Annotated in this window: 10 protein-coding genes and 1 pseudogene; 10 read left to right on the forward strand and 1 reads right to left on the reverse strand. The window is 72.1% G+C overall.

Going from position 1 to position 13,370, the window contains the following annotated elements:
* Positions 1 to 29: 29 nt before the first annotated feature.
* The 8 genes and pseudogenes from ITJ44_RS05865 to ITJ44_RS05900 all read left to right on the forward strand — a co-directional run bounded on the left by ITJ44_RS05865 (position 30) and on the right by ITJ44_RS05900 (position 8,430).
* The gene (locus tag ITJ44_RS05865; protein WP_194633773.1) at positions 30 to 713 is read left to right on the forward strand and encodes a DUF2848 domain-containing protein; all 684 of its coding nucleotides are present in this window, start codon (positions 30 to 32) and stop codon (positions 711 to 713) included.
* 131 nt (positions 714 to 844) lie between these two features.
* A pseudogene (gene purS / locus ITJ44_RS16000) lies at positions 845 to 1,084 on the forward strand (phosphoribosylformylglycinamidine synthase subunit PurS); the annotation flags it as partial.
* Positions 1,085 to 1,236: 152 nt separating this feature from the next.
* On the forward strand, positions 1,237 to 1,932 hold the full coding sequence (gene purQ, locus ITJ44_RS05875) for a phosphoribosylformylglycinamidine synthase subunit PurQ (RefSeq protein WP_194633775.1): 696 nt from the start codon (positions 1,237 to 1,239) through the stop codon (positions 1,930 to 1,932).
* Positions 1,929 to 4,289 carry a phosphoribosylformylglycinamidine synthase subunit PurL gene (gene purL / locus ITJ44_RS05880; protein ID WP_194633776.1) on the forward strand — a complete coding sequence of 787 codons (2,361 nt, stop codon included), beginning with the start codon at positions 1,929 to 1,931 and terminating at the stop codon, positions 4,287 to 4,289. The genes purQ and purL overlap by 4 nt, the downstream gene beginning before the upstream one ends.
* Positions 4,290 to 4,291: 2 nt before the next feature.
* Positions 4,292 to 5,089, forward strand: a complete 798-nt coding sequence (locus ITJ44_RS05885) for a dienelactone hydrolase family protein (protein ID WP_228494499.1) — start codon at positions 4,292 to 4,294, stop codon at positions 5,087 to 5,089.
* Between the two features lie 248 nt (positions 5,090 to 5,337).
* On the forward strand, positions 5,338 to 6,390 hold the full coding sequence (locus ITJ44_RS05890) for an endonuclease/exonuclease/phosphatase family protein (RefSeq protein WP_194633778.1): 1,053 nt from the start codon (positions 5,338 to 5,340) through the stop codon (positions 6,388 to 6,390).
* A gap of 200 nt (positions 6,391 to 6,590) precedes the next feature.
* Positions 6,591 to 7,301 carry a GDSL-type esterase/lipase family protein gene (locus ITJ44_RS05895; protein WP_194633779.1) on the forward strand — a complete coding sequence of 237 codons (711 nt, stop codon included), beginning with the start codon at positions 6,591 to 6,593 and terminating at the stop codon, positions 7,299 to 7,301.
* Positions 7,302 to 7,392: 91 nt separating this feature from the next.
* A complete protein-coding gene (locus ITJ44_RS05900) occupies positions 7,393 to 8,430 on the forward strand; it encodes an acyltransferase (protein WP_194633780.1) in 1,038 nt (345 codons plus the stop codon).
* A 259-nt stretch (positions 8,431 to 8,689) separates the two neighbouring features.
* Here ITJ44_RS05900 and ITJ44_RS05905 read toward each other — a convergent pair whose 3' ends face one another.
* Positions 8,690 to 10,969 (reverse strand): acyltransferase family protein, encoded by a 2,280-nt coding sequence (locus tag ITJ44_RS05905; protein WP_194633781.1) that lies wholly within the window; start codon positions 10,967 to 10,969, stop codon positions 8,690 to 8,692.
* A gap of 214 nt (positions 10,970 to 11,183) precedes the next feature.
* On the opposite strand from ITJ44_RS05905, the gene ITJ44_RS05910 reads away from it, so the two are divergent.
* Both ITJ44_RS05910 and ITJ44_RS05915 read left to right on the forward strand, forming a co-directional pair.
* Entirely contained in the window at positions 11,184 to 12,596 is a 1,413-nt protein-coding gene (locus ITJ44_RS05910; protein ID WP_194633782.1) for a polysaccharide biosynthesis tyrosine autokinase, read from the forward strand.
* A 9-nt stretch (positions 12,597 to 12,605) separates the two neighbouring features.
* Complete coding sequence (locus tag ITJ44_RS05915) at positions 12,606 to 13,325, forward strand: low molecular weight phosphatase family protein (RefSeq protein WP_194633783.1); 720 nt, start codon at positions 12,606 to 12,608, stop codon at positions 13,323 to 13,325.
* The last annotated feature ends 45 nt before the right edge of the window (positions 13,326 to 13,370 follow it).

Consider the following 13,370-nt stretch of genomic DNA (forward strand, 5'->3'; position numbering starts at 1 on the left):
CACACGCTCGAAACACCACAGGAGGACCGATGACCACCCTGCGATTCCAGCTGCCCGACGGATCCACCCCGAGCGTCGAGGTCGTGTCGCTCCTCAACGCCGGCTACGCGGGCCGCGACCAGGCCGAGGTGCAGGCGCACATCGACGAGCTGGCCGCGCTCGGCGTGCCCGGGCCCCGGACCACGCCCGCCCTCTACCCCGTCGCGCCGTACCTCGCGTCGCAGGCGGACACGGTGCCCGCGCAGCACGGCCGCACCTCGGGCGAGGCGGAGTGGGCCCTCGTGATCACCGACGACGACGTGCTCCTCACCGTCGCGTGCGACCACACCGACCGTGCCCTCGAGGTGCACGGCGTCGCGTGGAGCAAGAACGCCGGGCCCGACGTGCTCGGCAGGAAGGCCTGGCGCCTCGCCGACGTGCGCGACCGGCTCGACGCGATCCACCTGCGCGGCTGGGTCGGCGAGGAGGGCGCCGAGCAGCTCATCCAGGACTCCATGCTCGCCGCGCTCCTCACCCCCGACCACTGGCTGGGGGTGCTCGAGCAGCGCGGCCTCCGCATCCCCGGCACGGTGCTCATCTCGGGCACCGTCGCGATGGTCCCGGGCGTCGACCAGTTCGCGTCGCGCTGGCGCGTGCAGCTCGAGGATCCCGCCACGGGCGAGACCATCGACGCCGCGTACCGCGTGGAGCCGCTGCCCGAGGCGATCGGCTGACCCCGGCCCGCGACCGGCGCGCGACCGGCCCGCTCCCGCCGCGCACCCGCCCCGCCGGACCCGCCCGGCGGGGCGCGGCCGTCCGGTACGCTGAGCGCATCCACCCGCCTCCAGGAATCCGGAGTCCCATCGTGCCCACGATCGTCGTCGAAGTGATGCCCAAGGCCGAGCTGCTCGACCCCCAGGGGAAGGCCGTCGCCGGCGCCCTGGCCCGCCTCGGCGATGACCGCTTCACCGGCGTCCGCATCGGGAAGCGCTTCGAGCTCACCGTCGAGGGCGAGGTGGACGACGCGCTGCTCGCCGACGTCCAGTCCCTCGCCGCCGACATGCTCTCCAACTCCGTCATCGAGGACGTCATCAGCGTCCACGTCGCCGGGCTCGACGGCTTCGGCATCAGCGCCGAGGCCGACATGTCCACCGGCAACGTCACCGACGACCACACGGTCGCCGACGGCGGCACCGCCGACACCGACGTCGCCGCGCACCCGCTCCCCCACGGTTCCGCCGCGGCGGAGCAGCGCTGATGCGCGTCGGGGTCATCACCTTCCCGGGATCCCTCGACGACCGCGACGCGCAGCGCGCCGTCCGCCTCGCGGGCGCCACGCCGGTCGCGCTCTGGCACGGCGACCACGACCTCCAGGGCGTGGACGCGATCGTGCTCCCCGGCGGCTTCAGCTACGGCGACTACCTGCGCGCCGGCGCCATCGCGGCCTTCGCGCCGATCATGCGCGAGGTCGTGGACGCGGCGGGCCGCGGCGTCCCCGTGCTCGGCATCTGCAACGGCTTCCAGATGCTCACCGAGGCGCACCTGCTGCCCGGCGGGCTGATCCGCAACGAGGCCGGCGCCTTCGTGTGCCGCGACCAGCGCCTCCGCGTCGAGGCCACCGGCACCGCGTGGACGAGCGCCTTCACCCCGGGCGAGGAGATCACCATCCCGCTGAAGAACGGCGAGGGCGGCTTCATCGCCGACGCCGACACGCTCGACCGCCTCGAGGGCGACGGCCGCGTGGCCTTCCGCTACCTCGGCGGCAACCCGAACGGATCCCTGCGCGACATCGCGGGGATCACCAACGCCCGCGGCAACGTCGTCGGCCTCATGCCCCACCCCGAGCACGCCGTCGAGGAGGGCTTCGGACCGGACACCCCGGCCGCCATGCGCTCCGGTGTCGACGGCCTCCGTCTCTTCACGTCCGTCCTCGAAGGAGTCCTCGCGCAGTGAGCGTCCACGCCGATCCCGCATCCGTCCCCACCGACCCCGCGGGAGAGGGACCGAGCGCCCGCCGCCACGTCGCCGACACCGTCGAGATGGCCGAGCGCACCCCGGAGAAGGAGCAGCCGTACGCGGCGCTCGGGCTCACGGAGGGCGAGTACCTGAAGATCCGCGAGATCCTCGGCCGCCGGCCCACGAGCGGCGAGCTCGCCATGTACTCGGTCATGTGGAGCGAGCACTGCTCCTACAAGTCCTCGAAGAAGTACCTGCGCCAGTTCGGGCAGAAGGTGTCCGAGTCCATGAAGAAGGACCTCATGGTCGGCATGGGCGAGAACGCGGGCGTCGTCGACGTGGGCGAGGGCTGGGCCGTCACCTTCAAGATCGAGAGCCACAACCACCCCTCCTACATCGAGCCGTTCCAGGGCGCGGCCACGGGCGTCGGCGGCATCGTCCGCGACATCATCTCGATGGGCGCTCGTCCCGTCGCCGTGATGGACGCGCTGCGCTTCGGCGACATCGACGACCCCGACACCGCGCGCGTCGTGCACGGCGTGGTCGCGGGCATCAGCTTCTACGGCAACTGCCTGGGGCTCCCGAACATCGGCGGCGAGACCTACTTCGACCGCGTGTACCAGGGCAACCCGCTCGTCAACGCGCTCGCGGTGGGCGTCCTCCGCCACGAGGACCTCCACCTCGCCAACGCGCGCGGCGTGGGCAACAAGGTCGTGCTGTTCGGGGCCCGCACGGGCGGCGACGGCATCGGCGGCGCGTCCATCCTGGCGAGCGACACGTTCGCCGACGGCGGCCCGACCAAGCGCCCCGCGGTGCAGGTGGGCGACCCGTTCGCGGAGAAGGTGCTCATCGAGTGCTGCCTGGAGCTGTTCGCGAAGGACCTCGTCGAGGGGATCCAGGACCTCGGCGCCGCGGGCATCTCCTGCGCCACGAGCGAGCTCGCCTCGAACGGCGACGGCGGCATGCACATCCGGCTCGAGGAGGTGCTGCTGCGCGACCCGTCGCTCACGGCCGAGGAGATCCTCATGTCGGAGAGCCAGGAGCGCATGATGGCGGTCGTGCAGCCGGAGAAGCTCGAGGGCTTCCTCGCGGTCGTCGCCAAGTGGGACGTCGAGACGAGCGTGCTCGGCGAGGTCACGGACACCGGCCGCCTCGTCATCGACCACCACGGCGAGCGCATCGTCGACGTCGAGCCGCGCACGGTCGCGGTCGACGGACCCGTCTACGACCGTCCCGTCTCCTACCCCACGTGGATCGACGCCCTCCAGGCCGACTCCGCGTCGCGCCTCGCCCGCCCCACCGCGCCGGACGACATCAAGGCGCAGTTCCTGCAGCTGCTCGGCAGCCCGAACCTCGCCGACGCGTCGTGGATCACCGACCAGTACGACCGCTACGTCATGGGCAACACGGCCCTCTCGTTCCCCGACGACGCCGGCATGGTGCGCGTCGACGAGGAGAGCGGCCTCGGCTTCTCGGTCGCCACAGACGCGAACGGCCGCTTCTGCCAGCTCGACCCGTACCAGGGCGCGCAGCTCGCCCTCGCGGAGGCGTACCGCAACGTCGCCGCGTCCGGCGCGACGCCCGTCGCCGTGAGCGACTGCCTCAACTTCGGCAGCCCCGAGGACCCCGAGGTGATGTGGCAGTTCAGCCGCACGGTCGAGGGCCTCGCGGACGGCTGCCTCGCGCTCGAGATCCCCGTCACGGGCGGCAACGTCTCCCTCTACAACCAGACGGGCACGCAGGCCATTCACCCGACGCCCGTCGTGGGCGTGCTCGGCGTGATCGACGACGTCGCGCGCCGCATCCCCTCCGGCTGGCAGGACGAGGGCGACAACATCTACCTCCTCGGCGTCACGCGCGAGGAGCTCGACGGATCCGCCTGGGCCGGCACCGTGCACGAGCACCTCGGCGGCGTCCCGCCCGTGGTCGACCTCGCCGCCGAGAAGGACCTCGCCTCGCTCGTCGCGGCCGGGGCCACGCAGTCGCTCATCGCGAGCGCGCACGACCTCTCGGACGGCGGCCTCGGCCAGGCGCTCGCGGAGGCCGTCATGCGCTTCGGCGTCGGCGCCCGCGTGTGGCTCGACGGCATCGTCCAGCGCGACGGCGTCGATGCGGCCACCGCGCTCTTCTCGGAGTCCACCGGCCGCATGCTCGTCACGGTGCCCCGCGAGGACGACGTGAAGTTCCAGGGCCTCTGCGAGGGCCGCGGCTACCCGGTGCTCCGCATCGGCGTGACGGACGCGCAGGCGCCCGGGCTCGAGCTGCAGGGTCTCTTCACCCTGTCCGTGGACGAGCTGCGCGGGATCCACCGCGCCACGCTCCCCGCCCGCTTCGGAACCGCCCTGGAGGCATGAGCATGACCGATCCCGCATCGACCCCCGTCTGGTCGCCGTCCCTCGCCGAGCTCACCGAGCGCGTGCCCCTGCCCGCGGGCGCCGACATCCAGATGGGCCCCGTGCTCTACGACCACGAGGGCACCGAGCTCGAGGGGCTCCTCGCCCGCGACGCCGCGCAGAGCGGCCGTCGCCCGGCCGTGCTGGTGATCCACGACTGGTTCGGCGTGGGCGGGCACGTGGCGGCGCGCATCCAGATGCTCGCCCGCCTCGGCTACGTCGCGTTCGCCGCCGACGTCTACGGCCGCGACGTGCGCCCCGGCCCCGAGGAGGCCGGCCAGGTCGCCGGATCCTTCTACGCCGACCTGCCGCTCATGCGCGCCCGCGTGCAGGCCGGCATCGACCGGCTCGCCGCGGAGCCGGACGTCGACCCGTCGCGCATCGCCGTCATGGGCTACTGCTTCGGCGGCAGCGCCTCGCTCGAGGTCGCCCGCGCGGGCGCCGACATCAAGGCCGCCATCTCGCTGCACGGCAGCCTCGTCGTGCACGACCCCGCCGACGTCGCCGACGTGAAGGCCGCGATCCTCGTGCTCACGGGCGCGGACGACCCGATGGTCCCCGACGAGAAGGTCGCCGCATTCCAGGACGAGATGCGCACGCGTCCCGCCATCGACTGGCAGGTCGTCACCTACAGCGGCGCCATGCACGCGTTCTCCGTGCCGGGCGTCGACTCCCCCGAGGGCGGCGCGCAGTACCAGGACCGCGCCGAGCGCCGCTCCTGGCGGGCGCTCACGGACTTCCTCGCGGAGCACCTGGGCTGACGCTCCTCCACCTCGATCCGCGCGCCGCCGGCACCCGCCGGCGGCGCGCGCGTCTGCCAGCGGGCCATGCGCCGGCTGGCGGATCCCTCCGGGCCGGGCCGACACGCCGCCATCGGGTTGCCTTCCCCGCACCCCTCGCGTAGACCTGTGCGTGCAGTTCACGCATCCGCCATGCGGCGTTCGCGCCCCGCAGGGGCCTGAGCCCGCAGGCTGATCATGCGAGACACGTGCGACCCGAGGAGATCTCCATGATGGCCAGCGGCGGATTCAGCCGACGCGACCTGTTCGACGGTGCCGGATCCTCCGATCCCGGCGTCGGGCGGCCCACCCGAGGTTCCGGCACGGCGCTCCTCGAGCGCCCGCGCGCGGACGAGACGACCACCACGACGGACGGCCCGGACGGCACCGCGGAGGCCGACCCCCCTCCGTCTCGGCCGGCGGCAGCGACCCAGGTCGCTCCCGCCCCGCCCCAGCAGGCCACCATCGGCTCGGCCGAGGGCGACCTCGTGCACGTCATGACCTGCAACATCCGCCTGGCCCGCCCCTCCACCGAGCCCGGCGATCCCGACCACTGGGCCGACCGCGAGCCCGTCCTCGCCCGCTTCCTCCAGCTCGAGCAGCCCACCGTGCTCGGCGTGCAGGAGGCCCTCTCGGCGCAGCTCCCCGCCATCGCCCGGGCGCTCCCCCACCACCGCATGCTCGGCTACGGCCGCGACGGCGGCTCCGGCGGCGAGTACAGCGCGATCTTCTACGACGAGCGCCGCCTCGACGTCGTGGCGTGGGACCAGTTCTGGCTGTCGGACCTGCCCGAGCTCATCGGATCCCGCTCGTGGGGCTGCAGCACGACGCGCATCGCCACGTGGGCGCGCTTCCGCGACCGTCGCAGCGGCGCCGAGTTCGTGCACCTCAACACGCACCTCGACCACGAGTCCGAGCTCGCGCGCGTGAAGAGCGCCGACCTCATCACCGAGCGGCTGCAGGAGGTCGCCTCCGGCGCGCCCGTCGTGGTCACGGGCGACTTCAACGCGCCGGCCGAGGAGTCGGCCGCGTACGACATCCTCACCCGCGACGCGGGCCTCTCCGACACCTGGACCACGGCCGCGCACCACGCGACCCCGGGCATCGGCACGTTCACGGCCTACGGCGACCCGGTTCCCGAGGGCGAGCGCATCGACTGGATCCTCGCGGGTCGCGGCGTCGAGGTGGTCGACTCGGCCATCAACCCGTACACGTTCGAGGGCCGCTCGCCCTCGGATCACGCCGCCGTGCAGGCGCTCGTGCGCCTCGCGCGCACCGCCTGAGCCGCGCCGCACCGAGGCCCCGCCGCCCGCCGGCCGGGCACCCGATCACGCCCTCCGCGGATCGGCGGCGCGCCACGCCGCCACCGGGACCATGGAAACCGCATGCCACAATGGTTTCCGAGCGGCCCCGTGATCGCAGCGGCTGACGGGGTCACCGGCTCGCCGCTGCCGCGGCCCCCTCCACGATCGGATGAACACCTATGCCCGCACGTCGCATGGCCCGGGGCGCCGTCAGCGCCCTCGCCGCCGTCCTCCTGCTCGCCGGGTGCACGAGCGGGCCGCAGCCCGCCCCCACCTCGACCGACGGCGAACCCGCCCCCGATGCGTCCGCCACGACGGCGCCCGAGGACATGACCCGCATCGTCGTCATGGGCGACTCGAACACGAACGGCTTCGTCGGCACGCTGCCCCAGGGCATCGACCAGGGCATGGCCTACGTCGACTACGTCGTCGGCGACCCGCTGACCTTCGCCGGCGGCTGGGGCACCGACGGCGCGACGAGCACCGTCATGGCCGACAACACGCCCACGGTCGACGACGTCGACGTGGCGCTGATCATGATCGGCACGAACAACCGCATCGCCGGCGTCCCCGAGACGCAGCTCGACGCCGACATCCTCCGCACGGTCGAGAAGCTCGCGCCGAAGGAGACCGTGATCCTCGGCATCCCGCCGCAGAACGCCGAGCCCGAGACGCCGCCCGAGGTCAACGCGCACCTGGAGCAGTTCGCCGACGCGCAGGGCTACCACTTCTTCAACCCGTGGAAGAACCTCACGAACAAGGACATGAAGTGGCGGACCGAGTTCTTCCGCGACGGGATCCACACCAACATGACGGGCTACAAGCTCATGGGAGCCGAGGTGCGCAAGTTCGTGCGCACCGAGGTCCTCGACGACAGCGCCCAGAAGTAGGGGCATCCCCCCGCCCTCCCGCCGACGACCCGGCGGTTAGGGTCGAATCGGTGCCTCCGCAGCGTCGCGCCCGCACCAGAGGAGAGCCCGCGTGACCAGCACCGTGACAGTGAAGAGCGAGACCGGTCGGAAGATCGAGTTCCTCGAGGCCGTCCGCGGCGTCGCGTCGTTCATCGTGGTGCTGCAGCACCTCTTCGCCGCGGAGTACCCCGCGTTCGAGGACTTCAGCCGGCAGTGGGTCGACGCCGGGCGCGTGGGCGTCGTCGCGTTCTTCCTCGTCAGCGGCTACGTCATCCCGCTGAGCCTCCAGCGGCAGGACACCCGCACCTTCCTGGTGCGCCGCCTCTTCCGCCTCTTCCCGCTCTACTGGCTCGTGCTCGGCCTGATGATGCTGTGGATCGCGACCACGGGCGACGGCGAGCTCGGCGGCCCCCTCGTGATCATGGCGAACGTGCTCATGGTGCAGGGCGCCGTGGGGATCTACACGATCGTGCCGACGGCCTGGACCCTCGGCATCGAGCTGATCTTCTACGGCCAGTCCCTCATCGCCAAGCTCATCGGCCGCCTCGACCGGAGCGTCGTCATGGGCTACGTCTGGCTCGCGGGCTTCGTCGCCGCGGCGATCGCCGGCCGGGTGCTCGAGCGCGAGCTGCCCTGGACCCTGCCGCTGCTGCTGTACACGGCGTCCCTCGGGCACGCGATCCACCTGCGCGACCGTGACGGATCCACCGCCTGGCGCGGCCTCCTCGTCGCCGGCGTCGTGGGGGTGCCGCTCTTCACCTTCCTCAACGGCGGGCAGGACGCGGTGTGGCCGCCGTTCGACTACGCCGTGTCGTTCCTCCTGGGCCTCGGCCTCTTCTTCGGGTTCTACGTCACGCGACAGGCGGCGCACTCGCGCGTGCTCATCTGGCTCGGCGCGATCTCCTACGCCGCGTACCTCCTGCATCCGCTCGCGTACCGCGTGGTGGGCGCCGTGGACGTGCCGGAGGGCGTCGTCCGGGTGATCGTGGCGATCGCCCTCACGCTCGTCGCCTCGTGGCTCGTGCACCGGTTCGTGGAGGTGCCGTTCATCGGCGTCGCCCGACGGCTCACCAGCCGCACCGCCGCCGCGAAGGCGCCGCGGGGCTGATCCCGCCGTCCCCGGCGCGCGGGAGGGCGCGTCGCGGGGCCGTGCGGTCCGTCGACGCGCAGGTGCGACCGTGGCGCGGCGCCGACGTGACGGCTCCGGGCACCGGCGCGTGCCGCGGATCGCCCGACGGGCGCCGATCGCCCGAGAGGCGCCGGGCGCACGGCGTCCGGGCCCACGGCGACGGGTGCCGCTGGCACGACGACGGGCGCCCCTCCGGTGAGGAGGAGCGCCCGTCGTGGCGTGCGGTCGTGCGGCCGGATCAGCCTGCGGCCGGAGCCGCCCCGATGCCGAGCGGCGCGAGGATGTCCGACATGATCGGCGCGAGGTCCTGCGACTGGCGGGCCGTGAGGTGCGAGGTGTCGCCGCGCACGGGGATCCCGTCCACGAACGCCGGGCACGTGCCCTGGCTGCAGAACCAGCCCTGCGTGTTGATGAACTGCACCGGCGCGCCGACCTCCGTCGCCGCGGCCTCCATGGTGCGGGCGTGGCTGATGAACGACGGCGACACCGTGGACTGGCAGTCGTTCGGCGAGCTCGTCGGCGTCTTGCACTCCACGAGCGCCGTGGCTGCCGGCGGGCGGGACAGGACGATCACGTTCGACGCGGCGGTCTTCAGCGAGTTCATCGTGGTGAGCGCCCCGGCCTGCCACTCGCGGTCGGCGGCGCCGCCCGTGGCCTTGCTCGACAGGTAGGAGTTGTCGACGGCCTCGCTCATCAGGATGAGCGCGGGCTTCGTCGCGTTCATCTCGTTGAGCGCCCAGGTGCGGAAGTCCGTGCACTCCGTGTACTCGGATCCGTCGGTGTCCGTGCTCGTGACGGTCGACGCGGGGCAGCGCGCCATCGTGAGGATGCGCACCTTCCAGTCGTCGCCGAGGCTGGCGCGCAGCATGGGGGCGTAGCTGATGGCGAGCGAGTCGCCGAAGATCACGGCGGTCTTCTCGGGGCCCGCCGAGGCGTTCCCGTACACGCAGTGCTCCGTGTTCTTGATCGCGTCCTTCTCCTTGGCGAGGTCGGCGCCGAGGCAGCCCTCCTTCGCCCACTCGGGCGCGATGACGTCGCGGCCGAAGTCGCCGAACGACTCGACCGCGGGATCCAGGGCCGGCCACTGGTCCGATGCGAGGGCGGCGGTGATCTGGTCCGTGCGGGTCGCGAGCGCGGTGCCGGTGGCCTCGACGGGCGCGTTCGTGCCGCCCGTGCTCGGCGTCCCGTTCCCGATGGAGCTGACGCCGTCCTCCGGCTCGTCGCGCACAACGGCCACGGCGACGACGCCCACCACGGCGACCGCGACGACGGCGAGCGCCGCGACGGTCATCTTCAGCTGCGCGCCGGAGGACCGGCGACCGGCCTTCTTGGGGTCGAGCCAGCTCGAGCGGCGGATCGGGTCCTCGACGAGGTGGAACGACGCGATGGCGAGCACGAGCGTCCCGCCGATGGCCGCGCCGTAGAACGCGGGGGTGCCGGTGCCGAGCAGCGACCCCAGCAGGATGATCACCGGGAAGTGCCAGAGGTACAGCGAGAACGACAGGCGGCCGATGTAGGTGGAGACCGGGTTCGTGATCGGCGCCATGGCCGTCGACAACCCGCCGATGCCCGACGCGATGACGAGCGCCGTCGCGACGACCGGCAGGAGCCCGAAGGGCACCGGGAACGCGTCGTCGCCGGAGACGAGGAAGAAGGAGGCGACGATGCCGGCGAGGCCGACGTAGCCGAGCACCGGGCGGATCGCGGCGGGCAGCGTGGAGATGCGCGCCGCGAAGATCGCGAGGAGCGCGCCGATGCCGAGCTCCCACGCACGGGAGAAGGTGGAGAAGTACGCGACGGTCGGGCGGGCCGAGGTCTCGTAGAAGCCCCACGCGAGCGACGCGACGATGAGGACGCCGACCGTGATGCCGATGGTCCGCGTGAAGAGGCGGGCGCGCTTGACGCGGTTCTTGGGCGTGCGGCGACGGGCGAACGTGATCACGAGGAAGATCAGCACGGGCCAGACGAGGTAGAACTGCTCCTCGACCGAGAGCGACCAGTAGTGGCGGAACGGCGAGATGGGGCCGTCGGACGCGAAGTAGTCGGTGCCGGCGCTGGCGAAGTGCCAGTTGGAGACGAAGAGCGCCGACCAGACGGCGTCCCACAGGCTGGCCTGCGCGCGGACGACGTTGAAGACGAGGAACGACGCCGCGGTGGTGACCACGAGCACGAGGAGCGCGGCCGGCATGATGCGGCGGACGCGGCGCTTGTAGAAGTCGAGGAAGGAGATCGTCTTGGTGCGCTCGTACTCCTTGAGCAGCAGGCCCGTGATGAGGAACCCGCTGATGACGAAGAAGACGTCGACGCCCACGAAGCCGCCGGTCGGCCAGTCGAAGAGGTGGTTGACGATGACGGCGACCACCGCGAGGGCGCGCAGGCCCTCGACGTCCGGGCGGAAGCCGCGGTTCACCGTCGGCGAATCCCCCTCGGATGGTGGGTTCTTGTCGTCCGGAGCGGAGCGGAGCTCCGACGGGTCCGGGAGCGCGGGCGTACCCCGGCGAAATGTCTGCGAGCTCATGGCCCAGGTCCCTACTCACTCGTGTACCGCCGTGCAGCACTGCTGTCTGAGCGACCCTAACAGGGCGTCACAGGGCCTACCATGCCCCGGACGGGGGCGTTCCGGGCTGCTAGCACCACTCGTGAGCTGTGTGATGATAGACAGCCGAGGCTGTGGATATCCCACGTATGCGGACACTCCGCGCCTGTGTGCTTTTGGGGAAGGGTTCTAAGTTATGGCGCTCCGTGACTTCATTCGGATGCTGCGTAGGGGCGCGGTGCTCATCATCCTGACGCTCCTGGTCGGGGTGGGCGCCGCGGCGGCCTTCTCGCTCCTCCAGACCCCCGAGTACGAGGCGTCGACCAAGATGTACGTCGCCCAGAGCAGCTCCTCCAACGTGCAGGACCTGCAGCAGGGCAACAACTTCATCACGCAGGCGGTGAAGAGCTACGCGGACGTCGTCACGACCCGCGCCGTGCTCCAGCCCGTCATCGACCAGTACGGGCTCGACATGACCTCGCGCGAGCTGGCCGAGTCGGTCCGCGCCTCCGCGCCGCTCGACACCACGATCATCGACATCACCGTCAAGGACAAGAGCCGCCAGGACGCCGCGACGCTCGCGGACGCCATCGGCGAGAGCCTGAAGACGGTCGTCGGCTCGCTCGTCCCCGAGACCATCGAGGGCACGCCGCAGGTGCAGATCACGCAGCTCGAGCAGGCGGAGATCCCCGAGTCGCCGTCGTCGCCGAACCTGCCCGTCAACATCATCGTGGGCGCGCTCATCGGCCTCCTCATCGGCGTGGGCGTCAGCCTCCTCCGCGAGACGCTCGACAACCGCATCCGCGGGGAGCGCGACGTCGAGCTGGTCACGACCAAGCCGATCCTCGGCGGCATCGCGTACGACCCGAAGGCGACCGAGCGTCCGCTCATCGTCCAGGACGACCCGCGCAGCCCCCGCGCCGAGTCCTTCCGCAGCCTCCGCACGAACCTCCAGTTCCTGGAGTTCGGCGGCCGGTCGCGCAGCTTCGTCATCACCTCGTCCATCCAGGGCGAGGGCAAGTCGACCACCAGCTCGAACCTCGCGCTGGCGCTGGCCGACTCCGGCATCAAGGTCGTCCTCATCGACGCCGACCTCCGCCGCCCGCGCCTCGCGTCCTACATGGGACTCGAGGGCGCCGTGGGCCTCACCGACATCCTCATCGGCCGCGCCGAGATCGAGGACGTCATCCAGCCCTGGGGCTCGGGCATGCTCTCGATCCTCCCCGCCGGCCAGATCCCGCCGAACCCGTCGGAGCTCCTCGGCTCGCAGGGAATGGCCCGCCTGCTGCAGGACCTCGAGGCGCGCTACGACGTGGTGCTCATCGACGCCCCGCCGCTGCTGCCCGTCACCGACGCGGCGATCCTGTCCAAGAACGCCGGCGGCGCGATCGTCGTCGTCGCGGCCGGCCGCACGCACCGCACGCAGCTGAAGAGCGCCATCGCGAACCTCACCAACGTGGGCGCGGACGTGCTCGGCCTCGTGATCACCATGCTGCCGACCAAGGGCCCGGACGCGTACGGCTACGGCCACTACGGATACGGGTACGGCTACACGGAGGACGAGGACGGCCAGAAGTCCAAGGCGCCCATCGAGAAGATCAAGGCGTAGCTCCCCTCCATGTCGGAACTCCCCCCCACGAGCCGCAGGGCCGCACGCGCGGCCCTCGGCGACGCATCCTCCGATGGCGTCGACGACGGCTCGTTCCGCGTCCTGTTCGTCTGCTCGGGCAACATCTGCCGATCCCCGCTCGCCGAGCAGGTCCTCCGGGCCCGCGTGCGGGCGATCTTCGGCGGCGACGCCTCCGAGGCCGACTCGGTCGTGCGCTTCGCCAGCGCCGGCACGATCGCGGCCGACGGGCAGCGCATGCCGGAGCAGGCGGCCGAGCTGTCCGTCCGCTACGGAGGCGACCCGAGCGAGCACCAGGCGAGGTTCCTCACGCCCGGCATCGTCCAGGGCACGGACCTCGTCCTCACCATGGCGCGCGAGCACCGCAGCGCCGTCGTGCGCCAGGTGCCGCGGGCGAACCGCTTCACGTTCACGCTCCGCGAGTTCGCGGCGCTGTTCGCGCACCTCGTCGAGGTGTCCGGGGAGGAGAAGCACATCGCGTGCGACGGCGACGTGCCGGCGCAGCTGCGCGCGCTGATCCCGCTCATCGCGGCCCAGCGCGGCGTCACGCTGCCGCCGGCGCAGGAGGACGACTACGACGTGGTCGACCCGTACCGCCGCTCGCAGGCCACGTACGACACCTCGGGCGAGCAGGCCGGACGCGCCATCGAGTCCGTCCTCGAATCGGTGCGGGCCGTGACCCGCACGGACGCACCACGGCTCCGAGGCTGACCCGACCAGCCCGCCACCGCACACGCGAGCGCACGCCGCTCCATC

Origin of the sequence: Clavibacter sp. VKM Ac-2873, from assembly GCF_015351075.1 — a bacterium.
GTDB lineage: Bacteria > Actinomycetota > Actinomycetes > Actinomycetales > Microbacteriaceae > Clavibacter.

Excerpts from the sequence above, each read along its gene's own strand:
- ITJ44_RS05865 (WP_194633773.1), top strand. The coding sequence starts at position 30 with ATGACCACCCTGCGATTCCAGCTGCCCGACGGATCCACCCCGAGCGTC.
- purQ (WP_194633775.1), top strand. The coding sequence starts at position 1,237 with ATGCGCGTCGGGGTCATCACCTTCCCGGGATCCCTCGACGACCGCGAC.
- ITJ44_RS05885 (WP_228494499.1), top strand. The coding sequence starts at position 4,292 with ATGACCGATCCCGCATCGACCCCCGTCTGGTCGCCGTCCCTCGCCGAG.
- ITJ44_RS05890 (WP_194633778.1), top strand. The coding sequence starts at position 5,338 with ATGATGGCCAGCGGCGGATTCAGCCGACGCGACCTGTTCGACGGTGCC.
- ITJ44_RS05895 (WP_194633779.1), top strand. The coding sequence starts at position 6,591 with ATGCCCGCACGTCGCATGGCCCGGGGCGCCGTCAGCGCCCTCGCCGCC.
- ITJ44_RS05905 (WP_194633781.1), bottom strand. The coding sequence starts at position 10,969 with ATGAGCTCGCAGACATTTCGCCGGGGTACGCCCGCGCTCCCGGACCCG.
- ITJ44_RS05910 (WP_194633782.1), top strand. The coding sequence starts at position 11,184 with ATGGCGCTCCGTGACTTCATTCGGATGCTGCGTAGGGGCGCGGTGCTC.
- ITJ44_RS05915 (WP_194633783.1), top strand. The coding sequence starts at position 12,606 with ATGTCGGAACTCCCCCCCACGAGCCGCAGGGCCGCACGCGCGGCCCTC.